Raw genomic sequence first — 23,116 nt, forward strand, 5'->3', positions numbered from 1 at the left:
CCGGTGACAGGCAAAGCCGTATCTATTCAGGCGCAAACAGAGCGCCGCAAGGGAATACACGCGTGAACGCAAATATCGTATCGAAACTGCTTGGTCTCTCTGCCGCAATGGCTCTGGCCTCCACCGCTTCAGGCGCGCAGGCGCAAGATCAAGATGCTGCGCCAGAAGCCAATCCGCTTGGATTGCCGCAGCAGCCGACCTTGCTGGCGGATCCCGACCCGAATGTTCGCCGCGCTACTGCTGTCGTGAATGGCCATGTGATTACCGGCACCGATCTCGACCAGCGCGTCGCCCTGTTGTTGAACGCCAACCAGGCCGAAATCAGCGGTGAAGAGTTGCAGCGCGTACGCGCGCAGGTCCTGCGCAACCTCATCGACGAAACGTTGCAGATCCAGGCAGCCGAAGCGGATGAAATCGTGATCTCCGATGCGGAGGTCGATCAGACTTTCGCCCGCGTCGCTGCGCAGAACAACCAGCGCGTCGAAGACATGGAAGCCTATCTTGCGCAGGTGGGTTCTTCCGCCGCTTCGCTTAAGCGCCAAATCCGTGGTGAACTGGCATGGCAGCGACTGCTGCGTCAGAAGGTGGCCTTCTTTGTCAATGTCTCGGCCGAAGAAGTAAACGAGATGATGGAGCGGCTCGAAGCGTCGAAGGGAACCGACGAATACTGGCTCTGGGAGATATTCCTTTCCGCCACGCCCGAGAACGAAGCGGCTGTCGAAGCCAACGCCGCCAAGATCATCGAACAGCTTCGTCAAGGCGCAAGTTTTGCCGCCTATGCCCGTCAGTTCTCGGAAGCATCGACTGCCGCCGTCGGCGGTGATCTCGACTGGATCCATCTCGCCCAGCTCGGCGACCCGCAGCTTGAATCCGTCGTCAGCCAGATGCAGGCGGGCCAGCTGGTTGGACCCATCAAGATTCCGGGCGGCTACTGGATCGTCTATTTGCGGGACAAACGGCAGGTGCTCATGGCCGACCCGCGCGATGCCTTGCTCAGCCTGAAGCAGATTCAGATCACCTTCGATCCTGCGGCTTCCATCGAGCAGAACCAGGCGAAACTGCAAGGCTTCACCACAGGTATAGGATCTTTGAAGGGCTGCGGCAGCGTAGAAGAGATGGCCGCCGCACTAGGGGCAAATGTCGTCACGAACGATCAGATCCGCGCCCGTGCTTTGCCGGAACAGTTGCAGGAAATCGTCCTCAACCTCCAGATCGGGGAGACCACACCTCCCTTCGGCTCCGTCGAGGAGGGCGTACGCGTCCTGATGCTTTGCGGTCGGGATGACCCGGAAACTGCATCGGGTCCGGATTTCGACGAACTCATGGCGCAGATCGAGGACGAGCGGATCAACAAGGCCGCCCAGCGCTACCTGCGCGATCTCCGCAACGACGCCTACATCGAATACAATTGAGCGTCTTGCCTCCCCTCGCCGTCTCGCTAGGCGATCCGGCAGGGATAGGGCCGGAAATCATCGTGGAAAGCTGGGCCAGGCGCCGGGAAGCAAGGCTGCCGCCCTTTTTCGTGGTCGGCGGTGAACAAGTTCTTGAAGCAGCTTCGCGTACTCGTGGCGTGATCCGGTTGATCGGAAGTGCCGAGGAAGCATTCGAAGTATTCAAAGATCGCCTGCCGGTATTAGGCACTTCCGAAGCAGAATACACACCCGGCGAGCCGAGCGCAGAAGGTGCAGCCCTGGCACTGCATTCATTGGCGGAATCCACACGGCTCGCCCTGCTTGGCAAGGCCTCTGCAGTAGTCACTGCACCAGTGGCCAAGGACCAATTGGCCACAGTTGGTTTCGAGTTTCCCGGCCAAACCGAATTCCTCGCAGAAGTCTGCGGGCTTGACCAAGATGATGCTGTAATGATGTTGGCAGGTCCCAGCCTGCGCGCAGTTCCCCTGACAGTTCATTGTGCTCTTGCAGATGTTTCCAAGCGACTTTCGCAGGAGTTGATCATTAGGCGTGCGCGGATCGTGGCCACAGCGCTCCGACGCGATTTTGGCATAGAGAGCCCGAGGATCGCCGTGTGCGGTCTGAACCCCCATGCGGGCGAAAGCGGTCGTTTCGGGGATGAGGAGTCGCAGATCATCGCGCCTGCCATTGCAGCGCTGGTTGCCGACGGCCATTCCATTACCGGTCCTCACTCTGCTGATTCATTGTTCACGCCGCGCGCACGCAAAACTTACGATGCTGCGCTCGCCATGTATCACGATCAGGCACTCATTCCCCTAAAAGCCCTCGATTTCGATGAGGGCGTGAATGTCACCCTGGGCCTTCCTATCGTGCGCACCAGCCCCGACCACGGGACGGCCTTCGACATTGCCGGGAAAGGCATCGCCGATCCGGGAGCCATGATCGCCGCCCTCAAAATGGCGGGCGAAATGGCAGCGCGGCGCGCTGCACATGGTTGATCTGCCTCCCTTGCGCGAAGTCATTGCGCGGCACGGCCTCTCGGCCAGCAAGGCGCTTGGCCAGAATTTCCTCTTCGACGAACAGTTGCTCGACCGCATTGCCGCAGTACCGGGCAGCCTTGAGAGGAAACGCGTGCTGGAGATCGGCCCCGGGCCGGGCGGGCTGACGCGTGCGCTGTTGAGGGCGGGTGCCGAAGTGACGGCCATCGAGATGGACAGGCGATGCCTCCCTGCCTTGTCGGAATTGACTATTGCTTTCCCTGATCGCCTGCGCGTGATCGAAGGAGATGCGCTCAGGCTACACCACAATGAGCTGATGGGCGGCGAACCCTTCGCCATCCTGTCCAATCTGCCCTATAATGTCGGCACCGCGCTATTCACCCGCTGGATGGGTGGAGAAACTTGGCCGCCGCAATGGACATCACTGACCTTGATGTTCCAGCAGGAGGTGGCCCAGCGCATCGTCGCGAAGCCCGGCACGTCCGCCTATGGCCGCCTTGCCGTTCTCGCACAGTGGCGAGCGCATGCCAAACTGGCGATGAAAGTGCATCGTAGCGCCTTCACTCCGCCGCCGAAGGTGATGAGCGCCATCGTCCATGTCGAACCGGGCGCGATGCCCGAGGGCGTTTCCGCAAGGGTTCTGGAACGTGTGACAGAGGCGGCATTCGGCCAACGCCGCAAGATGCTTCGGCAAAGTCTCAAAAGTGTCCCCGGAGCTATAAATGCACTGGAGGCTATCGGAATAGATACGCAAAGACGCGCGGAAACGCTCGAGGTTTGCGATTTCGTGGCCATCGCCCACACCCTGAGCTAACCGATTTCGCCTTCCTGCGCGGACAGCTTGCGTAGCAATTGCGCGGCGATATCCAGTGCTTGCAGTTTCTCGGCGAATTGCATCACGACATGTGGACTGTCCGCCAGCGCATCGGCCAGTTCGTCGAGCGAAGCGGCCACGCGCTCCATATCGTCAACTGTGATCAAGGAATCATGCAGCGGTGCGGGCATCGCGCGTTTGGAAGGTTCATCCCGCTCGCGGAATTCTTCCATGATGCGCTGAAATGCGCGGTCCACGGATGCCTGTGGCGGTGCATCCGGAAACCAGTCCACCACTTCGGCCCGCTCGAAAAAGGATATGCCGGCCTGATCGACGCCTCTCCAGACGATCCGGCCCGGAACGGACAATGCCCCGCGTCTTAACTCGACCTCATGGCCGACGCCTGGCAGGCTCTCTCCTTCGATCAGAGCGCCCACGGACGATATATTGCATAGATGCACCACGCTGTTACCCGGCTGGGCGTGGATGTTCGCCTGCACCAGCAGGTCGACCCGCTCTTCGCGGCGTTTGTGTAAACCTTCGGCGGGCAAGGTTTGCGACCCCTTTTTTATTTTGCCGGGTCCCGCCTACCCCCAAAGGTTTACCATATGCTTGACCGGAGCCTCAGACACTCGCTTTCCGGCGCTGTCGCCATTGATGCAGCAGAGGCTCCGTGTAGCCGCTGGGTTGCTCGACGCCCTTGAAAATCAGATCCCTGGCTGCGCTGAATGCCGGACCATTTTCATTTTCGAGCAGCGGTTCGTAAAAAGGGTCGCCAGCGTTCTGTTGATCCACCTTGGCGGCCATCCTGTGCAGCGAATCCATCACCTGTTCTTCGGAAATCACGCCGTGCAGACGCCAGTTGGCGATATGCTGGCTGGAGATGCGCAAAGTCGCACGGTCTTCCATTAGCCCTACATCATTGATGTCGGGGACCTTCGAACAGCCCACTCCGTGGTCGATCCAGCGCACCACGTAGCCCAGCAATCCCTGGCAATTATTGTCGAGTTCCTCGCGGATTTCGTCTGCGGACCAATTGACCCCGTCGGCCAGCGGTATGGTCAGGAGTTCGTCGAGCTTCGCCGCATCACCCAGCCCCTTCTGGATTTCGAATACATCTTCGCGGTGATAGTGGATGGCGTGCAGCGTTGCAGCGGTCGGACTTGGCACCCACGCAGTGTTTGCTCCGGCGCGCAGGTGACCTATCTTCTCGATCATCATCTGCCCCATGAGGTCCGGAGCGGCCCACATGCCCTTGCCGATCTGTGCGCGGCCCGAAAGACCATGCGCAAGGCCAATCCCGACATTGCGCGCCTCGTAAGCCCTGAGCCAGGCGGAATTCTTCATCTCGCCCTTGCGCATCATCGGCCCCGCTTGCATCGAAGTGTGGATCTCATCTCCGGTACGGTCGAGGAAACCGGTGTTGATGAAGACGATGCGGTCCTTCACCGCGTGGATGCAGGCGGCAAGATTGGCGCTGGTGCGGCGCTCTTCGTCCATCACGCCGACCTTGATAGTATGGCGTGGCAGGTCGAGCAGGTCCTCGACTGCATCGAACAGGTCGTTGGTGAAGGCGCATTCCTCCGGTCCGTGCATCTTGGGCTTCACGATATAGATGCTGCCCTTGCGGCTATTGCCGTATTTCCCCAATCCTACGATGTCCTGCGCCGAAATCGCGCTGGTCATCACTGCGTCGAGGATGCCTTCGGGGATTTCCTGCCCGTCCCAGCGCATGGCGGGGTTGGTCATCAGGTGGCCGACATTGCGGACGAACATCAGGCTGCGGCCGGGAAGCGAGCGGCGCGTGTTGTTCGAATCGGTATAGTACTTGTCGCCCGCCAGATCGCGCGTGACGGTTTTTCCGCCCTTGTCGAAACTCTCCGACAGATCGCTGCGAATGATGCCCAGCCAGTTGCGATAGGCGAGCAGCTTGTCCTCGGCATCGACCGCCGCGACCGAATCCTCGCAATCGGCGATCGTGGTGAGCGCGGCTTCAAGGACGATATCCGAAATGCCTGCCTTGTCGGTGCGGCCGACCGGATGTTCGCGATCGAACTGCACCTCTATGTGCAGGCCATTGTTCCTGAACAGGAGACCCTTGTCGGTACGTCCAACAAACTGGTCCTGATCTATCAGATTGCCGTAATCTTCACTTTCAAGATCGGCCCAGCTCCGCTCCGACAGAGGCAGCGCTTCGTCGAGGAATTTGCGGCCTTGCGCGATTACCGCCGCGCCGCGCGCCTCGTCATAGCCGCCCGGCCGTGCGGGTGGAGCGTCGAGCGCATCGGTGCCGTATAGCGCATCGTACAGGCTGCCCCAACGCGCATTGGCGGCGTTGAGCAGGAAGCGTGCATTGAGGATGGGCACGACGAGTTGCGGCCCGGCCATAGTCGCGATTTCGGGATCGACATTCCGCGTGCCGATGGTGAATTCGCCCGGCTCCGGCACCAGATAGCCGATCTCTTCGAGAAAGCGGCGGTAAGCCTCGACATCGTGCGACTGTCCCTTACGCTCGATATGCCAGGCATCAATCTTCGCCTGTAGATCTTCGCGCTTATCCAGCAAGGCCCGATTGCGGGGAACGAAATCGCCGAGAAGGCTGGCAAACCCTTCCCAAAAATTGTTCGCATCGTGGCCCAGCGGTCCCAGCACCTCCCGCTCGACAAACGCGGCAAGAGCTGGATCGGTTTGAATACCGGCGCGCGTCACGTAATTGGTCATAGAACTCCTCAGGGTAGATCGTGCGACTGGCGATGTAGACCCGGGGAGGAGCGGCACGACCTATGCCGCCAGCGGTTGACGAATGCAAGGCGCGGGGTGGACTTGGCCTGCGCGAACCTTAAGTAAGTTGCTGATGAAACCGGATACTGCCCCCCAAGCCCTTCTCGACGCAATCGACGCGGCCACGATGCTGCGCGAGGTGCAGGCATGGTCCGCAGTCAACACCGGCACTGCGAATATCGAGGGGCTGGAGAAAATGGCAGGCGTATTGGCCGATGCCTTCTCTATCCTTCCCGGCGATATCGAGTTGGTGGAGCCTGCAACGGTCACCGCAATTTCCGCCGAGGGCCGTGAATACGAAAAGCCGCATGGCAAGCACATGGTCCTGCGTGTACGACCCGAGGCTGAGCGTCGCTTCGTCCTGACCGGACACATGGACACCGTTTTCCCTGTCGATCATCCCTTCCAGGAGGTGAAGTGGCTCGACGATGAAACTCTCAACGGCCCCGGCACGGCAGATATGAAAGGCGGCCTAAACGTCATTCTCCATTCGCTCAGGACATTCGAGACGATCGAAGGCTCTTCGCGTGTGGGCTACGATGTGATGATCAACTCGGATGAGGAAACGGGCAGTCTCGCCAGCCGTAGCTTGATCGAGGAACTGGCGCGCGGGAAATACGCCGCACTGACATATGAACCCAGCGCTCTGCCAGACGGCACGCTCGCGCACGCGCGGGGCGGGACGGGCAATTACTCGATCACCATTACCGGGCGCAGCGCCCACGCAGGCCGAAACCCGCAAGACGGGCGCAACGCCATCGTCGCGGCGTCCGATCTCGTCCTGAAGATCAAGGCGCTCGAAGCGGAGGACATTACCGTCAATCCTGCCAAGATCGAAGGCGGTGCGGCGAATAATGTCGTCCCCGACCTCGCTATCCTGCGCTTCAACATCCGCCCCAAATCGACCGATGCCATGAACCGCTTTGACGGCGATCTCGACGCGATCCTCAAGACTGTCGAAGCCGAGCACGAAGTCGGCATCCACCGCCATGGCGGGGTCACGCGACCACCCAAGCCGGTCGACGATAAGGCTCAGCGCCTGTTCGACCTCGTGAAGGCATGCGGAGCCGAACTTGGTCAGCAGATTGCTTGGAAGTCCACTGGCGGGGTGTGCGACGGCAACAATATCGCCGCGACCGGCGTCCCGGTGGTCGACACGATGGGCGTGCGCGGCGGGGCGATCCACTCGCCTGACGAATTCATGATCGTACCTTCGTTGCGGGAGCGTGCGGCGCTCTCCGCGCTGGTTCTGACAAGGTTATCTACCGGAGAACATTTGTGACCTTCCGCCTACGCGCCGCGCATATCGACGACCTCGAACATCTGTATGAAATGGCCAAGCTGACGGGTGGCGGATTTACCAACCTGCCCGCAGACAAGAATGCCCTGACCAAGAAGCTCGAACGTGCCGATGCAGCCTTCTCGCGTAGCGATGATGGGAAACTGGGCGACGATCAATTCACGCTCGTTCTTGAAAATACCGCTACGGGCCAGGTGCGCGGAACCTGTCAACTTTTCAGCCAGGTCGGCCAGCAATGGCCGTTCTATTCCTATCGCCTGACCACATTGACCCAACACAGTCAGGAACTCGACCGTACTGTGCGCGCCGAACTGCTGAGCCTCGTAACCGATCTGGAAGGTTCGTCCGAAGTCGGCGGGTTGTTTCTCCATCCGGGTGAGCGCGCCGGCGGGCTTGGCCTTCTGCTCGCGCGCAGCCGCTATCTTTTCGTCGCCATGCATCGAAGCCGGTTCGCCGACCGCATTATCGCCGAATTGCGCGGCGTGATCGACGATCGCGGCGGCTCCCCCTTCTGGGACGGGGTCGCCGGGCGGTTTTTCGGCATGACCTTCCAGGAAGCCGACTACTTCAACGCGATCAACGGAAACCAGTTTATCGCCGATCTGATGCCCAAGCATCCGGTTTATGTCGCCATGCTTGACGACGAAGCGCGTAAAGTCATCGGCGTCCCCCACCCCTCTGGCCGTGCAGCCATGCGTATGCTTGAGAACGAGGGCTTTGCAGCCGAAGGTTATGTCGACATTTTCGATGGCGGTCCGACCATGATCGCGCGCACCGATCAGGTGAAAAGCGTGCAGGACGCCAAGCCAGCTACGGTGACCGCGGTCGATCTCGACATCGGCGAACGCGCATTGCTGGCGTCGGGCGAACTGGGGGAATTTAAATCGGCTTACGGCATGCGCGACTTCGGGGATGACGGTTCGGTCGCGATCGACGAAATCAGCGCTGCCGCGCTGGAGGTCGGCGTAGGCGATACCGTCTGGAGCGTAGCACGATGAGCCTCGTCGAGATTAATTTCGATGGTATCGTAGGGCCAAGCCACAATTACGCCGGTCTCAGCCTCGGCAACATCGCCAGCGCAAGCCATAAGGGCGACACTTCCTACCCTCGGGCCGCAGCGTTGCAGGGCATAGCCAAAATGCGTTCCAACATGGCGCTGGGTCTCGCACAGGGATTTCTCCTGCCGCTGCCCCGCCCCAATCTCGGACTGATGCGTGACCTTGCCATCGACGAAAGCGCACCGCGCCAGCTTCTCGCTGCCGCATGGTCGGCATCGAGCATGTGGACCGCCAATGCCGCCACGGTCAGCCCCGCTCCCGATACGCGCGATGGTCGCTGTCACCTGACGCCTGCCAATCTCGTCACTATGCCGCACCGCACACAGGAATGGCGGGATACGCAAGCGCAGTTGAAATTGGCTTTTGGCGACGAGCAGCATTTCGCTGTTCACGATGCCGTTTTGCCTGCATTCGGCGACGAGGGCGCGGCCAACCACATGCGCTTTTGCGAAGGCCACGATGCACCGGGCGTCGAAGTGTTCGTCTGGGGCAGGCAGGGCGGCAGATTCCCCGCACGCCAGCATGAACAGGCCAGCCGCGCGATTGCCCGCCTGCATGGCCTCGATCCGGACAAATGCATCTTCATCGAACAGAACCCCGACGCTATCGAAGCCGGCGCTTTCCATAACGACGTCGTTTCCGTGGCGAACGAGCGCGTGCTGTTCACCCATGAGCGCGCATTTGCCGACCAGCAAGGCGCCTATGAAGCGATCCGCGCGGCTTTCCCCTCACTTGAGGTGGTCGAGGTACCGGAGAGTGCGGTCAGCCTCGAAGAAGCGATCCGCACCTACCTGTTCAATGCGCAGCTGCTCACGCTCCCGAGCGGCGAGATGGCGCTGGTGGTGCCGAGCGAGTGCCAGGAAAGTGCGAGCGTGTGGAGCTGGTGCGAACACATGCTCGCCAGCAACGGCCCCATTCGCAAGGTCATTCCGGTCGATGTGCGCCAGTCCATGGCCAACGGAGGCGGCCCCGCCTGCCTGCGCCTTCGCGTGGTGGCCGACCCGAGGACGGTGGATCAGCGCTTTATGCTCGATGAAGCCAAGACCGAGCGGATAGAGGCGGTGATCGCCGAAATGTGGCCCGAGAGCATCGATCCGCAAGATATCGGCACCGACGCCCTCGCCAAGCGCGTGATCGAAGCGCGCGAAGCTTTGCTGAGTGTCCTATCCTTGGACAGTCTCGTTTAATTCGGGTGCACAACGGTTAACTGCCTCGACTCTGCGTCGGGCGTTCTTACACTCGGTTCCGGATTAACCATCTGACTCGGCAGGAACGTGTCGCTGGCACGGGGATTGCACAGAGGAAGGTTAAGGAAGGAACGTTTCGCATCCATGTGGACCAAGGTGAAAAGGCTGTTCGTGATCAAGACGCGCTGGGAAGCGTATCTGATCATCTACGCCCTCGCCCTCGGTGCCATGACCCGAGGCGCGCAATATACCGTCGAGTACCCCGGTCTCAGCGGATATCTCCTGATGGCAGCAACTGCCGGTGCCGTGTTTCTGGGTGGCGCAAAAATTCTCGACGCAATCCGCTACGAGAAGGAAGCAAAAATGGAAAGTCAGACCAGAGAAGATCCGGTCGACTGAACTTGCCAAAGAATTCGAAGGTGGGGAGATTCTGTTGCTAGCCTCTCCCCGGGGCCCCGGAATCCGCTTCTGTTGCCCGGTGGGTCCAACCGCGCTTTAGCTTTGTAAGATCAGGGCGTTAGCCCGTCAGATTACGCAGCGAGAGCGAGTGCTTCGTTATCGTTGGCACTTGTGTGTTGCGAACAGTTTTACGGGGTACTCAGCCCGGGCGAAAACACTGCCTTTCAGCACACGTCGATCCTAGTTCGGCCCCGTCAAAAACCGCGATTTCTCCGCGGGTTATGGTGGAGCCGCCGGGTACTGCCCCCGGGTCCGTTGTACCTATTACACAGCGCCATTTATCGCCATAGCCGGTCGAAACCGGCAGGTCCCATATAAGGCCTTCAGGATTAATGTGAAGTGAGCGGAAGGCGGAGCAGTCCCGCGCCTTCCGCCCATCTTCGCAAAAATCAGCTCTTTTTCTTCAACTCGTCGCGAATTTCCGTGAGCAGGTCGAGCTCGGTCGGGCCGGCGGCTGCTTCTTCCTTCTCTTCCTTCATCACTTTCTTGGCGTAGCGTACCAGCAGGAAGATGATGAATGCCAGGATCAGAAAGTTCACGATGGCCGTGATGAACGCGCCATATCCGATCATTGCGGCGCCCGCTTCCTTGAGCGCGGCGTAATCGGTCATTGAGCCCTCATAACCTTCAGGCGTGGAAAGGAGGATGAAATGGTTGGAGAAATCGGCCCCGCCGAAGATTGCCCCAACCACCGGCATGATAAGATCGTCAGTCAGCGAGGCGACGATCGTCCCGAACGCACCCGCGATGATTACGGCTACGGCAAGGTCGATGACGTTGCCCTTGGCGACAAATTCCTTGAAATCTTTCAGCATTCCCGATCCTTTTCGCAACCCTGCGACCCGAACCGCATTTCTGGCACGGGAATTGTGAGCGCTCAAGCCTGCTTTGCTTGAAAGGCAGGAACAGCGTGCTATCTGGATAAGACAGTTTCGCATTCAGGTTGTTCAAGAGGAATTGCCGACATGACTCGTATCTTCGCCATCCGCACCTTCCTGCTGGGCGCATTTGCGCTTGCCCTTTCGGCCTGCGGGATCAACTCCGTCCCCGCCGCGGAAGAAAACGCCAAGGCCAAATGGGCCGATGTGGAGGCGCAGTTCCAGCGCCGCGCCAATTTGATCCCCAATCTGGAACAGATCGTGATGTCCTCCGCCGAGCAGGAGCGACAGACGCTCAACGAGGTGATCGAGGCGCGCGCATCGGCGACACGGCCCGAGATCCAGCTTGACGAAGGCGATCTCAACGATCCCGCCAAGATGCAGCAGTACCAGCAGGCTCAGAACCAGCTGGGCGGCGCACTCAGCCGCCTGCTCGTTTCGGTCGAACGCTATCCCGAACTGCGCAGCCAGGACAATTTCGGCCGCTTCATGACTCAGCTCGAAGGTACCGAAAACCGTATCGCGGTCGCCATTCGCGACTATAACGAAGCGGTCCGCCAGTATAACACCACCATCCGCACTTTCCCCGATACGATCGGCGCGAACATCATCCATGGTGCGGAACCGCTGGTGCCTTACGAAGCCGTCAGCGAAGGCGCAGAAACTGCGCCTCAGCTCGACATGCGCAGCGACGCCGAAGCCAACTGAAGCGCGCGGGAGGCGCGACCATGAACCGCATCCTCGGTCTGCTGCTGCTTCTGGCGGCCGCGCTCGGCCTCGCCTCGCCTGCGTTGGCGCAGCCCGTGTTCCCCGAACGCGGCACTGCACCGGTCGTCGATGAGGCGAATATCATCGACGAGACAACCGAAGCCGAACTGACCCGCAAGCTCGCCGAGTTCGAAGAGCGCAACCAGCGCCAGTTCGTGATCGCCACCGTACCCGACCTGCAGGGATACGACATCGCCGAATACGGCTATCAGCTCGGCCGCAACTGGCAGCTTGGCGATGCCGAGAACGATGACGGGATTATCCTGCTCGTCGCCCCGAATGAACGGCAGATGCGGGTCGAAGTCGGCTATGGCCTCGAAGGTATCATCCCCGACGGGCTCGCCTTCGAATATGTCGAGGGGATGAAACCTTTTTTCCGCGAGGGTGATTATTCTGGCGGTATCAGCTGGGGTGCGGACCAGATTATTCGCCAGCTCGAACTGCCGCCGGAAGAAGCCGCGCAGATCGCCCAGGCTTCCGAGCAGCAGCGCGAAAGCAAGGATAGCGGATTTCCAATCGGCGGGCTGATCTGGCTCGCCTTCATCGTCTTCTTCTTCATCCTGCCGATGTTCAGCGGACGCGGCCGGCGAAGGCGCTATCGCCGCGGCCCGTGGGGCAATGCGGCAAGAGACATCATCCTGTGGGAAGCGGGCAAGGCGATTGCACGCGGTCTGGACGGCAATGGTGGCGGCTGGGGCGGCGGTGGCGGCTTTGGCGGCGGCGGAGGCGGTTTCGGCGGCTTCTCCGGCGGTGGCGGAAGTTTCGGTGGCGGCGGCGCCTCGGGAGGCTGGTAGATGCGGTATCTGGACGAAGCACAGCACAAGATCGTCAGCGATGCGGTCGCAGCTGCCGAAAGCACGACCAGCGGCGAAATCGTCACCGTGCTGGCCGACCGGTCGGACGGTTACACCGATATTGCACTGTGGTGGGCCATTGGTGCCAGCTTTACCGCGATGAGCATATTCGCTGCCTTTCCCGAATTTTTCCTCTCCTGGGTTGACTGGCTGGCGGGTGGTTGGACCGTGGAATGGACGCAGGGGCAGGTGCTCACCCTCGTGCTTGCGCTGGGCCTGGTAAAATTCTTCGGTGTACTGGCCATCCAGCTGTGGCAGCCGCTCAAGTTCGCCCTGATCCCTGGCCCCGTAAAACAACAACGGGTCCGAGATGCGGCGATCCGGAATTTCAAGGTCGGTGCAGAACGGCGCACACATGGTCGCACGGGGGTGATGCTTTACCTTTCGATGCGCGAACACCGCGCCGAAATCGTGGCCGACGAGCCCATTGCAGAGCGCGTTCACGCCGAAATCTGGGGCGAAGCCATGGCCGACATGCTGGCCGAAGTCAGCCGCGGCCGCATCGCAGACGGGCTGGCGGCAGGCGTGCGCGACGTGGGCCTGGTCCTTTCGGAGCATTTTCCGCGCGACAAATATGACGAGAACGAACTGCCCGACCGGCTTATCGAAGTCTGACCGTGGCCGTTCCCGATCACGATGCGCCCGAAGAGGTGATGTGGCAGGGCAAGTTTGTCACAGCCAAAAAACGCGGACGCTGGGAGTATGTGTCGCGCAGCCGGGGTATCCGGGCGGCAGTAATCCTCGCGATTGACGAGGAGGATCACGTTCTTCTGGTCGAACAATATCGCGTTCCGCTGGGGCGCAGTTGCATCGAACTTCCCGCCGGTTTGATCGGCGACGATGATGACGCCGCTGACGAAGAACCCCTGGCCGCCGCAGGGCGCGAGCTGGAGGAAGAAACCGGCTTCCGCGCCGCTACGCTCGAGAACATGGGCTGTTTCTACTCTTCTCCCGGAATGGTCAGCGAGAGTTTCACGCTGGTACGCGCACGCGGCCTGACGAAGATCGGCGATGGCGGCGGAGTCGACGGTGAGAATATCACCGTCCACCGCGTTCCCCGCACCGAATTACCCCGCTTTCTCGATGAAAAGAGAAAGGCAGGTTGCGGCGTCGACGTGCGTATGCTCCTTCTGCTCGGGCAAGGAATTATCGAGGGAGAGTGAATATGGCTGGCCGCTGCAAAGGAAAGTTGGCGCTGGTAACGGGCGCCGCCCAGGGGCTTGGTGCTGCGCATGCCCGCAGGCTCGCAGAAGAAGGCGCACGGGTCCTGTGCACCGATGTCAACGGCGAAGGCGCGGAAGCGACAGCCGCCCGGATCGTCGAGGAAGTAGGTGCCGGCCATGCCTATGGTGTCCAGCATGACGTTACCGACCCCGAAGCATGGGAGCGCGTGGTCGAAGCGGCGGAACGCGAACTGGGCGGGCTCAACGTGCTGGTGAACAATGCCGGGATCGGTGTAGCGGGCAACATCGAGACCTGCGATTTCGAGGACTGGAAACGCTGCTTTTCGGTCAACGTCGATTCCATTTTCCACGGCTGCCAGAAGGCCTTGCCGCTGATGCGCGAACACGCGCCGGGATCGATCATCAACATTTCCAGCATCGCCGGCCTTATCGCCAGCGACACCATGCCCGCCTACAATTCCAGCAAGGCAGCGGTATGGATGCTCTCGAAATCGATTGCGCTGCACTGCGCGAAGAACAACATGGATATCCGCTGCAACTCGGTCCATCCGACTTTCGTCGACACGCCGATCCTCGACGGGACGGCAAAGGCGCATAGCCTCGACAAGGGAATATTGCTGGAAAAGCTCGCTCGGCAGATCCCCCTGGGGAAAGTGGGGGAGCCGGACGATATCGCCAATGCGGTGGTCTATCTCGCCAGTGACGAGAGCAAGTTCATGACCGGTGCGGAGCTCAAGCTCGACGGCGGTATCTCGGCCATGTAAAAATTGGGACGCGGTATTGCCCCCGCGTCCCGGTTCAATCGGCGATCAGAGCGATGCCGAGGTAGATCAGGATGAAGCTGCCGAAGCCGAGCAGTGTTCCGAGCACGAAGCCGACACGGACCAGCGTGGTGTCGATCCCGAAGTGGCGGCCGATCCCGGCGCAGACGCCCATCAGCTTGCCGTTATGGCGGTCGAGGCGAAACCCGCGGCTCGGCTTTACAGCATTGTCATCGTCGCGAAATTTGAGCTGGCTCATACCAGAACTCCACCGGGCATTGCGGGGATGATGGCCGTGGCGAAAAACACCGCGGAGACGGCCAGCGAGAAGACGGCTGCGAGAAATTTGCCGCCAGACTTTTCGGTATCGAACATGAGAACTTTCCTTTTATAAACTGGGTGTGGGCGATTGCGTCAGGCGATCAGGCCTGCGGGCGATGCGGGGACGATTGCGTAAGCCATCATGAGCGCCGATGCGCCGACGGCGAAAACAGCGGCGAGAGCTTTGTTGCTGGCAAATCCGAAAGCAGACATTGTGATAATTCCCTTAAACCTTGGCTGGTTCGGCGGACCATCCGGCGAACACAAACTACTTTGCAAAGGGCGTGCCAAACTCGAAAATTGGCTGAATTCGGCCATTCCAAACTTAACCGAGACCTCCAGCACCGTTCACCAATCCGAAAGGTTGGTGAATTTTCCCAACATTTGGATTTCGCCTTTCGGCTGGTGAGCCTCATCCGCAATCGCTAGGGCTTGCGCTCCCATGCTTGACCGCATTTCCCTCAGCCGTTTCCGCAATCACGAGGCGACCGAACTGGTCGGCACCTCGCGCTTCAACCTGCTCGTGGGCGACAATGGCGCAGGCAAGACCAATGTGCTCGAGGCGCTGTCCCTGCTTTCGCCCGGGCGCGGGCTGAGACGGGCCAATCTCGCGGAAATCGTGATGCATGGGGCCGGCGCCGGTTTCGGGGTCGGGGCCAGCCTGGCTGCAGGCGACGTGGGCAACGATCCTGTGCGCCTCGCCACCTATTGCGAGAGTGCCCATCCGGGTCGCCGCCGCGTCCGCATCAACGGGGCGGACACCACAGCCACGGCGCTGGGCGAATGGATCGCGCTGACCTGGCTGACCCCGGCGATGGACGGGCTATTCACCGGCCCTTCTGCCGACCGCCGCCGCTTCCTCGACCGTATGTCCCTCGCCCTCGATCCCGCCCATGCACAACATGCCGCTCGATACGAGAGCGCCTTGCGTGAACGCAATCGCCTACTCTCCGACGAGCGTATTCCCGAAGCTGCATGGCTCGACGCCATCGAAGCGCAGATGGTGGACCATGGTGGCCGCTTGATCGCGGGGCGGGCAGCGCTGGTCGATACGCTGATGGCACGGATCGCGCATATGCCGAGCGAGCCCTTCGCCCGCCCGGCCATCACCTATACGCCGGGCGGTGCCGACAGTGCAGAGGCGCTTTCACAGGCGCTGTTCGAGGGCCGCAGGCGCGACCGCGCCGCCCAGCGCACGCTTGCCGGCCCGCATCGCGACGAGCTGGAAGTTATCCATGCGGCCAAGCGCGTCCCTGCGGCGCAAAGTTCCACTGGCGAACAGAAGGCCATGCTTGTGGCTATCACCCTCGCCCATGCCGCGCTAGCGGCACAGGGACGCGCGGGCGTCCTTCTGCTCGACGAAGTTGCCGCGCATCTCGATCCGGTTCGCCGCACGGCGCTGTTCGAGCAGCTATCCGCCAGCGGCGCGCAAGTATGGATGACCGGGACGGAAATCGCGCCATTCGACAGTATCGCCGGGGATGCGGCGATCTGGCGCGTGTCGGGCGGAACGGCCGATCCCGCTTAGCCCTCGTCGGGCAGAGCCGCCTGAACCTCGTCCAGCGTATCGGCCACCAGCGCATCGATCCCTTCTGCCGTCGGATGGATGCGGTCCGACTGGAACAGCGAGGGGTCCTGATAGATGCTTTCCAGCCAGAAGGGCACCAGCTGCGCATCATATTCGCTGGCCAGCTCACCATAGAGCTCATCGAACTGCTGCTGGTATTCGGGGCCGTAATTCGGCGGCGCGCGCATCCCCATCAGCAGGACCGGTATCTCGCGGCTCTGCAATTCCTCAAGCATTTCTTCGAAATTGGCCCGCGTATCGGCGGGCTGGATACCCCGCAGCATATCGTTGCCCCCCAGTTCAAGCAGGACGAGATCGGGCTTTGCCGCCTGCTGGTCGAGCACGAAACCCAGCCGTTGGCGACCGGCTGCGCTCGTGTCACCCGATACGCCTGCATCGACCACGCGGGCATTGATGCCCTGCTGCCGCAGTGCCCGTTCGAGCCGTTCCGGATACCCCTCGTGTTCCGCGAGATTGTATCCCGCGAACAGGCTGTCACCGAACGCAAGGATGCGCCGTTCCTCGCCCTCCACCGCAATATCCTCGGGTGCCGCGGTTTCGCTGGAGGGAGCATCCGCGATCTCCGCATCCTCCGCCTCGCTTCCGCAAGCGGCGAGCGAAAGGGCGAGCAGGGGTATCGACAAACTACTGAGGCGCATCGGCGGACTTCCTTGTGTGGATATGGCGCTTCTGCCATCGCAGCCATGTGACAACTTCTCAAGATGCGATCATCGCGCGCGACCTGCGCCTCACCCTCGGCTCCTCCGAAGCACCGGTAGAAATCCTCAAGGGCCTCGACCTGACCATCAAGGCCGGGGAAACCGTGGCGTTGCTTGGTCCGTCCGGCTCCGGCAAGAGTTCGCTCATGGCGGTGCTGTCGGGACTGGAACGTGCCAGTTCGGGCACGTTGCAGATCGCGGGGCAGAACTTCGCCACTCTGGATGAAGACGAACTGGCCCGGGCCCGCCGTGGGCGGATCGGTATCGTCCTCCAGGCCTTCCACCTGCTGCCGACGATGACTGCACTGGAAAATGTCGCCACGCCGATGGAGCTTGCTGGCGAAAGCGATGCGCAGGCCCGGGCGAAGGCTGAACTGGAGGCCGTGGGCCTTGGCCACCGGCTGGACCATTACCCGCAGCAGCTTTCCGGCGGCGAGCAGCAGCGCGTCGCCATCGCCCGCGCCACCGCGCCCCGCCCCGAACTGATCTTCGCGGATGAACCGACCGGCAATCTAGACGCCGCGACCGGTCACGAAATCGTGGAGCTGCTCTTCAAACGCCGTGCAGAAACGGGCGCGACCCTGCTGGTCATCACGCACGACCCCGAACTGGCAGATCATTGCGAGCGGGTGCTGACGCTCGGCGATGGCCGCATTGCGAGCGACACCTCTGCATGAGCTGGGGTACGGCCTGGCGGATCGCGCGCCGCGATCTCAATGCACGCTTCAAGGGGCTGCGGCTCCTCCTGGTGTGTATCTTTCTCGGCACGGCGGCCCTTGCGGCAATCGGTTCGCTGACCGCAGCCATAGAGCGCGAACTGTCGGCGAATGGCCAAGCTTTCCTCGGCGGGGATCTCCAGATCGAGCTGTGGCAGCGCTCGCTCAACGATGAAGAGCGCAGCGCGCTGGAAGAACTCGGGACCGTCTCTGCCGGTACCCGCCTGCAGGCCATGGCGCGAAAGGACGATATTGCTGCGCCGATCGAATTGAAGGCCGTCGACAGCGCCTATCCGCTCTACGGCACGCTGACACTGGAAGGTGGCCGTGAAGTGGGCGCGCCCAGCGGCAACCAGGCCTATCTCGCTCCGGGTGCGGCGGACAGGCTTGGCGTCAGTGAAGGCGACAGTATCGCCGTCGGAACCGAAACGCTGGTGGTCGAAGGGATTATCGATGATGAGCCCGACCGTCTGGGTGAAGGATTCCAGCTGGGCCCGACCATCATCGTCGCCGAAGACGTACCGCAGCGTGCCGGCCTGCTGGCACCGGGTGCAATGTACCAGAGCAAGACCCGCGTGGCGCTTTCTTCCCCCACCGACCTCGAACAGGTGGAGGAAGACCTCGAAGCACGCTTCCCCGATGCCGGGTTCGATATCGACACCGCCGAACGCGCCGCGCCTGGAACAGATCGCTTCGTCGAACGCATGAGCGAGTTTCTGACGCTCGTCGGTCTCGCCGCGCTGGTAATCGCCGGCATCGGGATCGGCGGCGGTGTCTCGTCCTATCTCGACGCGCGGCGACAATCGGTGGCAACCTTCAAGGTATTGGGTGCCGACAGCCGCGATATCGCGCGGATATATGCGCTGCAGATATTCGCAGCCTCCGCAGTCGGCTCGCTGGCCGGGCTGGCGGTAGGCGTGGCGACCGTCCCGCTGCTCGCCTCTGCGCTGGAGGGCTTGTTGCCGGTCGACGCCGGGTTCGTGATCGATCCCGGCGCTCTCCTGCTCGCTGCCGCTTACGGACTGCTGGTTGCACTCGTTTTCGCCGCGCCTCCGCTGATGCGCGCCCGGCATTTCCCGGCCATGGCACTCATGCGCGCGCGGGTCGCGCCGCTGGCTCGCGACAGATCGGCAATTCTGGTCGTGATCGCAGGGTTGGCCGCCATCGTCGCGCTCGCCCTTCTGACATCGAGCCGTCCCATGCTTGCCGCCGGCTTCCTTGCCGGTGCAGCCGTCGTGCTGGGCCTGCTGGCGCTGCTCGGCTGGCTGATCCGCAAGGGCGCGACCGCCCTGCCCCGCCCCGCCAGCCCGATCGCGCGCGCGGCACTCGCCAATATCTACCGGCCCGGTTCGAGCACGGGTGCGCTGGTCACCGCATTGGGCTTCGGCCTTGCAGCCTTCGTCCTCCTCGCCGCGATCCAGAGTTCGATCGACGGCAATATCGAAAGCCGTGTGCCCGAGCAGGCCCCGGACTATTTCGTGCTCGATGTGCCCCGCGATCGCGAGGCCGATTTCCGCGCGGTCGTGGAAGCGACCGATGCCGAGGCTCAGATTCGTACCGTGGCCGCCTTGCGCGGCGCCGTGCTGGCTTTCGGGTCGGACGGGGATATGACCCGCACCTCCACCCTCGAAGACATTCCGGACGGTGCCTGGGCACTACGCGGCGAGCGCGGTCTGACCTATGCCGAAGAAGTGCCGGCAGGCAACGAACTGACCGATGGCAATTGGTGGGGCCCGATGTACCAGGGGGAACCGCTGGTATCGGTGGACGAGGAATTCGCGGAAGCCGCGGGCCTCAAAATCGGCGACAAGCTGACCTTCGGCGTGCTGGGCGCGGAGATAGAGACCCGTATCGCCAACACACGTCGCATCGACTGGGAAAGCATGGGCTTCAACTATGTCTTCGTGCTCAGCCCGAATGCCCTGCGCGACACGCCTCACAATCTGGCAGCGACCATAGAGCTTTCCGAAGGCACTCCCACCGGACCGCTGCTGCAGGCCCTCGTGCGCGAATTCCCCTCGACCTCGGTGATCGAGGTCGGCGGCGTACTGCAACAGGCGCGCACAATCCTCGAGCAGGTTGGCTTGGCTACTCTCGCTGCGGCAAGCGTTGCTGTGCTGGCAGGACTTGCCGTCTTGCTCGGCGCTATCGCGGCCGCACGCGCCTCGCGCACCTACGATACAGTCGTGCTCCGCGTGCTCGGCGCGGATCGGCGGCAGGTGCTGGCCATGCAGCTGGCCGAATATGCGCTACTGGCAGGCGCACTGGCGATAGTCGCCCTCGGCCTCGGCAGCCTGACCGCGTGGCTGGTGGTAACACAGCTGTTCGAATTCGACTGGCTGCCCGACTGGAGCGAGGTTTTCGCCGTGCTGGGCCTGGGATTGGCCGTGGTGCTGATATTCGCCGTAGGCGGATCGCTGCCGCTGCTTCGCACGAAACCCGCACAGGCATTGCGGGCACTTTAGTCCGAACAAGAAAAAGGGGGCCCGAAAGCCCCCTTCCCCAATTTCCGATCTGATCTTTGGGATCAGAACTTGAACTTCGCGGCGACGCCGTAGGTGCGCGGCTGGTTCGGATAGCCCGAAATCGCCTGCCCCTGCGCGACCGCCGGGAAGATCGTCGTGATGTACCGCTCGTCGAGCAGGTTGCGGCCCCACAGCGTAAGCTCCAGCCCCATATCCATCGCATATGTGATGGAGGCGTTGAGGCTGTTCACTTCGCGGGTGAACGGAAGCGCCGCATCGCGAGCCGGTTCGAAATCACGCTCGCCCGTGACCGGATCGGTGACGATGTAGTTAGTCAGACCGTTGAGCATCTGGACGGGCGACTGGTAGGAGAAATCGCCGCGCAGGATGATGCGATCGCCCGCGTCGTTGATTTCCTTGTTATAGGTCGCGCCGAACACTGCCGAAAGCTCGGGAACACCGGCGACCTGTACGCCCGAAAGGTCGCCCACCGGCGAATTTTCGAAGCTGTCGTAGATCGGGTCGAGATAGGTCATCGCGACATTCAGCGTCAGCGAATCGGTCGGGCGGACATTCCCGTCGAACTCGATGCCGAAGGTTTCCTGCTTGCCGGCGTTCGACAGGATGAACGACGTACCGGTGAAGGTGTTCGCCTGGAAATCCTTGATGTTCTGCTGGAACACCGTGAGGTTTGCAGCGGCGTAGTCCCAGTTGCCCTTGATACCGAGTTCGAAGACTTCGGAATTTTCAGCTTCGGCGAAACGAGTGCCGGGGCGCAGGTTGGTGACCGCCAGGCCCTGTGCCTGCAACTGGGCGAAATCGCCCTCCAGCGGACGGCTGTCACGCGAGAGGTTGAAGCTCGGTGCCTTGTATCCGGTCGCCCAGCTTGCATAGACATTGAGCGTCGGCGTGACCTCGTAGGCGAGGCGCACGTTGTAGCTCCAGTCATCATCATCCGTCGCACAATCTTCGACTGCGTTGGGGCAGTTTTGCATGGGCGGCAGGAACTGGAGCGGCCTGAGTGCCAACAGCGGGTTTACAGCCGGGTTCGTATCGTTCGCATCTGCGAAAGCCTGGACACCTGCCGAGACCTGCTGGAAACCTGCCGGGTTCGCACCGGCGAAAGCGCCTATTTCAGCCTGCGTCGCCGGACGGCCGAGGCCGAGCAGCGTACCGACCTGCGTGGCAAGACCCTGCGCGAAGATCGCGCGATTGCCCGAACCAACCAGATCAACATTCGAGAACACGTCGGTGCTCGTCGAATTGGTGACGATCTGCTTCTTGTCCTTGGTGTAGTTGGCACCGAGCGTCAGCACGAGACGGTCGGTGAAGGCGAAGTCGAGATTGCCGAAGATCGAGTAGGCTTCGTTATCCTGCACGATATTGTTGAAGAAGCCCTGCCCTTCGGCGAAGAACTGGCCGGTGTAGTCGGTACCGTCGAGCGCGGAGAGAGTGGCTTCCAGCGAATCGACATTCTGCGCTCCGTCGGTTGCGCCCTGAAGCAGCAGGTTGGCATAGGAACGGAAATCCTCGCCGAAGACGATCTGGTCCGACGTATCGACGGTCTCGTCGAAGTAATAGCCTCCGAGCAGGAAGTTGAGCGGGCCGTCGAAATCCGACGCGATGCGCAGTTCCTGCGTGAAGGTATCGATCGCGGCATCGCCGATGTTCGCGCCGGTCACCGCGTCGAGGCTGGTGAAGTCGACGTCCTGATCCGCCATCAGCGAGGTTTCACGATAGGAGGTGATCGAGGTCAGCGTGACCGGGCCCAGTTCATAGTCCAGATGGCCCGAGATACCGTAGTTCTCGATTTCGTTGATCGGATCGACATCGGTGAAGATCACATCGCCATCGGGGTTGTTACGGAAGTCGTTGACCTGTCCGCCGAGCAGCTGGATCGCGCCGATTTCCGCCGAGGGACGGACGTTCACGACGCCGCAGCAACGCTCTTCGATCTTGTCGTAATCACCGATGATGCGGGCAGTGAACGGACCGCCGTTGTCGAACAGCAGCTGGCCGCGGGTAAACCAGCGGTTGCGATCGTTGACGTCCTGGCCGTTGACGCCATTGGTCAAATAGCCGTCGCGGTTGTTCCAGCCAGCGCCGGCACTGAAAGCGACCGAATCGGAGATGGGGCCAGTGATATAGCCCTTTACGACCTTGGCATCGTAATTGCCGTAACTCGCCTCGACCATGCCGTTGAAGTCGAATTCCGGCTCCTTGGTCACGATGGAGATGACACCGGCACTGGCATTCTTGCCGAACAGGGTCGACTGCGGTCCGCGCAGGACCTCGACGCGCTGGATGTCGGGAAGGTCGGAAATCTGCGAAACCGCACGGCTGCGATAAACGCCGTCCACGAACATGGCGACCGAGGGTTCGAGACCGATGTTATTGCCGTCCGTGCCGAAGCCGCGGATCGAATAGCTGGTGGCGAAAGCGCTCTGCAGCTGGCTGACGCGAAGCGAGGGAACCACGGTCGCCAGATCGGCGATGTCGCGGATTTGTGCGCGCTCGATCGTCTCGGCGCTCGTCACGCTGACAGCAACGGGGACTTCCTGCAGCGTCTGTTCGCGCTTGGTGGCGGTGACGACAATGATGTTCGGATCGGGGCTTTCCGCCTGTTCTTCGGCGGTATCGTATTCGGCGGCCTGTTCCTGACCTTCTTCCTGTGCCGATGCCACCGAAGGCACGACGAGGGCGGCGGTGCCGACCAGCAGGGCGGAACGAACGGTCGCGGCGCGACCGACAGCAGAAAATTTCATATTAAGGCGTCCTCTCAAACGATGCGTATCTTTGGCCTGACATGCAGTCCCCAAACCACGCAGACATATGCGGATTATTGGGTCTGTCCCCTGCTCTCAAGGATTTAGC

At 61.5% G+C, this 23,116-nt stretch carries 23 protein-coding genes and 1 other RNA gene; 16 read left to right on the forward strand and 8 right to left on the reverse strand.

What is annotated here, in order from left to right; all coding sequences use genetic code 11:
• Positions 1 to 62: 62 nt before the first annotated feature.
• Genes K3180_RS06660 through rsmA form a run of 3 tightly spaced genes read left to right on the forward strand, consistent with a single transcriptional unit; the run spans position 63 to position 3,224 of the window.
• Complete coding sequence (locus tag K3180_RS06660) at positions 63 to 1,412, forward strand: peptidylprolyl isomerase (protein WP_345719435.1); 1,350 nt, start codon at positions 63 to 65, stop codon at positions 1,410 to 1,412.
• Positions 1,409 to 2,410, forward strand: a complete 1,002-nt coding sequence (gene pdxA, locus K3180_RS06665; protein WP_221539228.1) for a 4-hydroxythreonine-4-phosphate dehydrogenase PdxA — start codon at positions 1,409 to 1,411, stop codon at positions 2,408 to 2,410. Before K3180_RS06660 ends, pdxA begins: the two co-directional genes overlap by 4 nt.
• Positions 2,403 to 3,224, forward strand: a complete 822-nt coding sequence (gene rsmA / locus K3180_RS06670) for a 16S rRNA (adenine(1518)-N(6)/adenine(1519)-N(6))-dimethyltransferase RsmA (protein WP_221539229.1) — start codon at positions 2,403 to 2,405, stop codon at positions 3,222 to 3,224. The genes pdxA and rsmA overlap by 8 nt, the downstream gene beginning before the upstream one ends.
• Here the strand turns inward: rsmA and K3180_RS06675 are convergent.
• On the reverse strand, positions 3,221 to 3,775 hold the full coding sequence (locus K3180_RS06675) for a PilZ domain-containing protein (protein ID WP_221539232.1): 555 nt from the start codon (positions 3,773 to 3,775) through the stop codon (positions 3,221 to 3,223). The genes rsmA and K3180_RS06675 overlap by 4 nt on opposite strands.
• 73 nt (positions 3,776 to 3,848) lie before the next feature.
• Positions 3,849 to 5,945 carry a malate synthase G gene (locus tag K3180_RS06680; RefSeq protein WP_221539233.1) on the reverse strand — a complete coding sequence of 699 codons (2,097 nt, stop codon included), beginning with the start codon at positions 5,943 to 5,945 and terminating at the stop codon, positions 3,849 to 3,851.
• Positions 5,946 to 6,078: 133 nt separating this feature from the next.
• Here K3180_RS06680 and K3180_RS06685 point away from each other — a divergent pair, with 133 nt between their 5' ends.
• The 4 genes from K3180_RS06685 to K3180_RS06700 all read left to right on the forward strand — a co-directional run bounded on the left by K3180_RS06685 (position 6,079) and on the right by K3180_RS06700 (position 9,949).
• Positions 6,079 to 7,287, forward strand: coding sequence for a hydrolase (locus tag K3180_RS06685; RefSeq protein WP_221539236.1), 1,209 nt, complete (start codon positions 6,079 to 6,081; stop codon positions 7,285 to 7,287).
• The gene (locus K3180_RS06690) at positions 7,284 to 8,303 is read left to right on the forward strand and encodes an arginine N-succinyltransferase (RefSeq protein ID WP_221539238.1); all 1,020 of its coding nucleotides are present in this window, start codon (positions 7,284 to 7,286) and stop codon (positions 8,301 to 8,303) included. Before K3180_RS06685 ends, K3180_RS06690 begins: the two co-directional genes overlap by 4 nt.
• A complete protein-coding gene (locus K3180_RS06695; protein ID WP_221539240.1) occupies positions 8,300 to 9,550 on the forward strand; it encodes an N-succinylarginine dihydrolase in 1,251 nt (416 codons plus the stop codon). Before K3180_RS06690 ends, K3180_RS06695 begins: the two co-directional genes overlap by 4 nt.
• 144 nt (positions 9,551 to 9,694) lie before the next feature.
• Positions 9,695 to 9,949, forward strand: coding sequence for a hypothetical protein (locus K3180_RS06700; RefSeq protein ID WP_221539242.1), 255 nt, complete (start codon positions 9,695 to 9,697; stop codon positions 9,947 to 9,949).
• 58 nt (positions 9,950 to 10,007) lie between these two features.
• Here K3180_RS06700 and ssrA read toward each other — a convergent pair.
• Both ssrA and mscL read right to left on the reverse strand, forming a co-directional pair.
• Positions 10,008 to 10,352, reverse strand: a transfer-messenger RNA (tmRNA) gene (ssrA, locus tag K3180_RS06705).
• A gap of 46 nt (positions 10,353 to 10,398) precedes the next feature.
• Positions 10,399 to 10,824 carry a large conductance mechanosensitive channel protein MscL gene (gene mscL, locus K3180_RS06710; protein ID WP_221539244.1) on the reverse strand — a complete coding sequence of 142 codons (426 nt, stop codon included), beginning with the start codon at positions 10,822 to 10,824 and terminating at the stop codon, positions 10,399 to 10,401.
• A 150-nt stretch (positions 10,825 to 10,974) separates the two neighbouring features.
• Between mscL and K3180_RS06715 the strand changes: the two genes are divergently transcribed.
• From K3180_RS06715 to K3180_RS06735, 5 genes are read left to right on the forward strand one after another with little or no spacing between them, the layout of a single operon-like run.
• On the forward strand, positions 10,975 to 11,595 hold the full coding sequence (locus tag K3180_RS06715; RefSeq protein WP_221539247.1) for a LemA family protein: 621 nt from the start codon (positions 10,975 to 10,977) through the stop codon (positions 11,593 to 11,595).
• A gap of 20 nt (positions 11,596 to 11,615) precedes the next feature.
• Positions 11,616 to 12,449 (forward strand): TPM domain-containing protein, encoded by an 834-nt coding sequence (locus K3180_RS06720; protein WP_221539249.1) that lies wholly within the window; start codon positions 11,616 to 11,618, stop codon positions 12,447 to 12,449.
• The gene (locus K3180_RS06725) at positions 12,450 to 13,124 is read left to right on the forward strand and encodes a TPM domain-containing protein (protein ID WP_221539252.1); all 675 of its coding nucleotides are present in this window, start codon (positions 12,450 to 12,452) and stop codon (positions 13,122 to 13,124) included.
• A gap of 2 nt (positions 13,125 to 13,126) precedes the next feature.
• Positions 13,127 to 13,672, forward strand: a complete 546-nt coding sequence (locus tag K3180_RS06730; RefSeq protein ID WP_345719436.1) for an NUDIX hydrolase — start codon at positions 13,127 to 13,129, stop codon at positions 13,670 to 13,672.
• A 2-nt stretch (positions 13,673 to 13,674) separates the two neighbouring features.
• Positions 13,675 to 14,457, forward strand: coding sequence for an SDR family oxidoreductase (locus K3180_RS06735; protein ID WP_221539254.1), 783 nt, complete (start codon positions 13,675 to 13,677; stop codon positions 14,455 to 14,457).
• A gap of 34 nt (positions 14,458 to 14,491) precedes the next feature.
• Here K3180_RS06735 and K3180_RS06740 read toward each other — a convergent pair whose 3' ends face one another.
• Positions 14,492 to 14,713, reverse strand: coding sequence for a PspC domain-containing protein (locus tag K3180_RS06740; RefSeq protein WP_221539256.1), 222 nt, complete (start codon positions 14,711 to 14,713; stop codon positions 14,492 to 14,494).
• Positions 14,710 to 14,829 carry a recombination protein F gene (locus K3180_RS06745; protein WP_221539258.1) on the reverse strand — a complete coding sequence of 40 codons (120 nt, stop codon included), beginning with the start codon at positions 14,827 to 14,829 and terminating at the stop codon, positions 14,710 to 14,712. Before K3180_RS06745 ends, K3180_RS06740 begins: the two co-directional genes overlap by 4 nt.
• 88 nt (positions 14,830 to 14,917) lie before the next feature.
• Here K3180_RS06745 and K3180_RS06750 point away from each other — a divergent pair, with 88 nt between their 5' ends.
• Both K3180_RS06750 and recF read left to right on the forward strand, forming a co-directional pair.
• Positions 14,918 to 15,184, forward strand: a complete 267-nt coding sequence (locus K3180_RS06750; RefSeq protein WP_221539260.1) for a hypothetical protein — start codon at positions 14,918 to 14,920, stop codon at positions 15,182 to 15,184.
• Between the two features lie 33 nt (positions 15,185 to 15,217).
• Complete coding sequence (recF, locus tag K3180_RS06755; protein WP_221539262.1) at positions 15,218 to 16,303, forward strand: DNA replication/repair protein RecF; 1,086 nt, start codon at positions 15,218 to 15,220, stop codon at positions 16,301 to 16,303.
• On the opposite strand, the gene K3180_RS06760 is transcribed toward recF, so the two are convergent.
• Positions 16,300 to 17,001 (reverse strand): arylesterase, encoded by a 702-nt coding sequence (locus K3180_RS06760; RefSeq protein WP_221539264.1) that lies wholly within the window; start codon positions 16,999 to 17,001, stop codon positions 16,300 to 16,302. The two genes, recF and K3180_RS06760, sit on opposite strands and share 4 nt — an antisense overlap.
• 47 nt (positions 17,002 to 17,048) lie before the next feature.
• Between K3180_RS06760 and K3180_RS06765 the strand changes: the two genes are divergently transcribed.
• Complete coding sequence (locus K3180_RS06765; RefSeq protein WP_221539266.1) at positions 17,049 to 17,738, forward strand: ABC transporter ATP-binding protein; 690 nt, start codon at positions 17,049 to 17,051, stop codon at positions 17,736 to 17,738.
• Positions 17,735 to 20,242, forward strand: coding sequence for an ABC transporter permease (locus tag K3180_RS06770; protein WP_221539268.1), 2,508 nt, complete (start codon positions 17,735 to 17,737; stop codon positions 20,240 to 20,242). The genes K3180_RS06765 and K3180_RS06770 overlap by 4 nt, the downstream gene beginning before the upstream one ends.
• Positions 20,243 to 20,304: 62 nt before the next feature.
• Here K3180_RS06770 and K3180_RS06775 read toward each other — a convergent pair whose 3' ends face one another.
• Entirely contained in the window at positions 20,305 to 23,007 is a 2,703-nt protein-coding gene (locus K3180_RS06775; RefSeq protein ID WP_221539271.1) for a TonB-dependent receptor, read from the reverse strand.
• Positions 23,008 to 23,116 lie beyond the last annotated feature (109 nt).

This window comes from Qipengyuania huizhouensis, assembly GCF_019711635.1.
In the GTDB taxonomy this organism is placed as follows: Bacteria; Pseudomonadota; Alphaproteobacteria; order Sphingomonadales; family Sphingomonadaceae; genus Qipengyuania; species Qipengyuania huizhouensis.

Excerpts from the sequence above, each read along its gene's own strand:
- K3180_RS06725 (WP_221539252.1), top strand. The coding sequence starts at position 12,450 with ATGCGGTATCTGGACGAAGCACAGCACAAGATCGTCAGCGATGCGGTC.
- K3180_RS06715 (WP_221539247.1), top strand. The coding sequence starts at position 10,975 with ATGACTCGTATCTTCGCCATCCGCACCTTCCTGCTGGGCGCATTTGCG.
- K3180_RS06700 (WP_221539242.1), top strand. The coding sequence starts at position 9,695 with ATGTGGACCAAGGTGAAAAGGCTGTTCGTGATCAAGACGCGCTGGGAA.
- rsmA (WP_221539229.1), top strand. The coding sequence starts at position 2,403 with ATGGTTGATCTGCCTCCCTTGCGCGAAGTCATTGCGCGGCACGGCCTC.
- K3180_RS06770 (WP_221539268.1), top strand. The coding sequence starts at position 17,735 with ATGAGCTGGGGTACGGCCTGGCGGATCGCGCGCCGCGATCTCAATGCA.
- K3180_RS06775 (WP_221539271.1), bottom strand. The coding sequence starts at position 23,007 with ATGAAATTTTCTGCTGTCGGTCGCGCCGCGACCGTTCGTTCCGCCCTG.
- K3180_RS06685 (WP_221539236.1), top strand. The coding sequence starts at position 6,079 with ATGAAACCGGATACTGCCCCCCAAGCCCTTCTCGACGCAATCGACGCG.
- mscL (WP_221539244.1), bottom strand. The coding sequence starts at position 10,824 with ATGCTGAAAGATTTCAAGGAATTTGTCGCCAAGGGCAACGTCATCGAC.
- K3180_RS06680 (WP_221539233.1), bottom strand. The coding sequence starts at position 5,945 with ATGACCAATTACGTGACGCGCGCCGGTATTCAAACCGATCCAGCTCTT.
- K3180_RS06695 (WP_221539240.1), top strand. The coding sequence starts at position 8,300 with ATGAGCCTCGTCGAGATTAATTTCGATGGTATCGTAGGGCCAAGCCAC.
- K3180_RS06720 (WP_221539249.1), top strand. The coding sequence starts at position 11,616 with ATGAACCGCATCCTCGGTCTGCTGCTGCTTCTGGCGGCCGCGCTCGGC.
- recF (WP_221539262.1), top strand. The coding sequence starts at position 15,218 with ATGCTTGACCGCATTTCCCTCAGCCGTTTCCGCAATCACGAGGCGACC.
- K3180_RS06745 (WP_221539258.1), bottom strand. The coding sequence starts at position 14,829 with ATGTTCGATACCGAAAAGTCTGGCGGCAAATTTCTCGCAGCCGTCTTC.
- K3180_RS06760 (WP_221539264.1), bottom strand. The coding sequence starts at position 17,001 with ATGCGCCTCAGTAGTTTGTCGATACCCCTGCTCGCCCTTTCGCTCGCC.
- K3180_RS06735 (WP_221539254.1), top strand. The coding sequence starts at position 13,675 with ATGGCTGGCCGCTGCAAAGGAAAGTTGGCGCTGGTAACGGGCGCCGCC.
- K3180_RS06750 (WP_221539260.1), top strand. The coding sequence starts at position 14,918 with ATGAGCGCCGATGCGCCGACGGCGAAAACAGCGGCGAGAGCTTTGTTG.
- K3180_RS06740 (WP_221539256.1), bottom strand. The coding sequence starts at position 14,713 with ATGAGCCAGCTCAAATTTCGCGACGATGACAATGCTGTAAAGCCGAGC.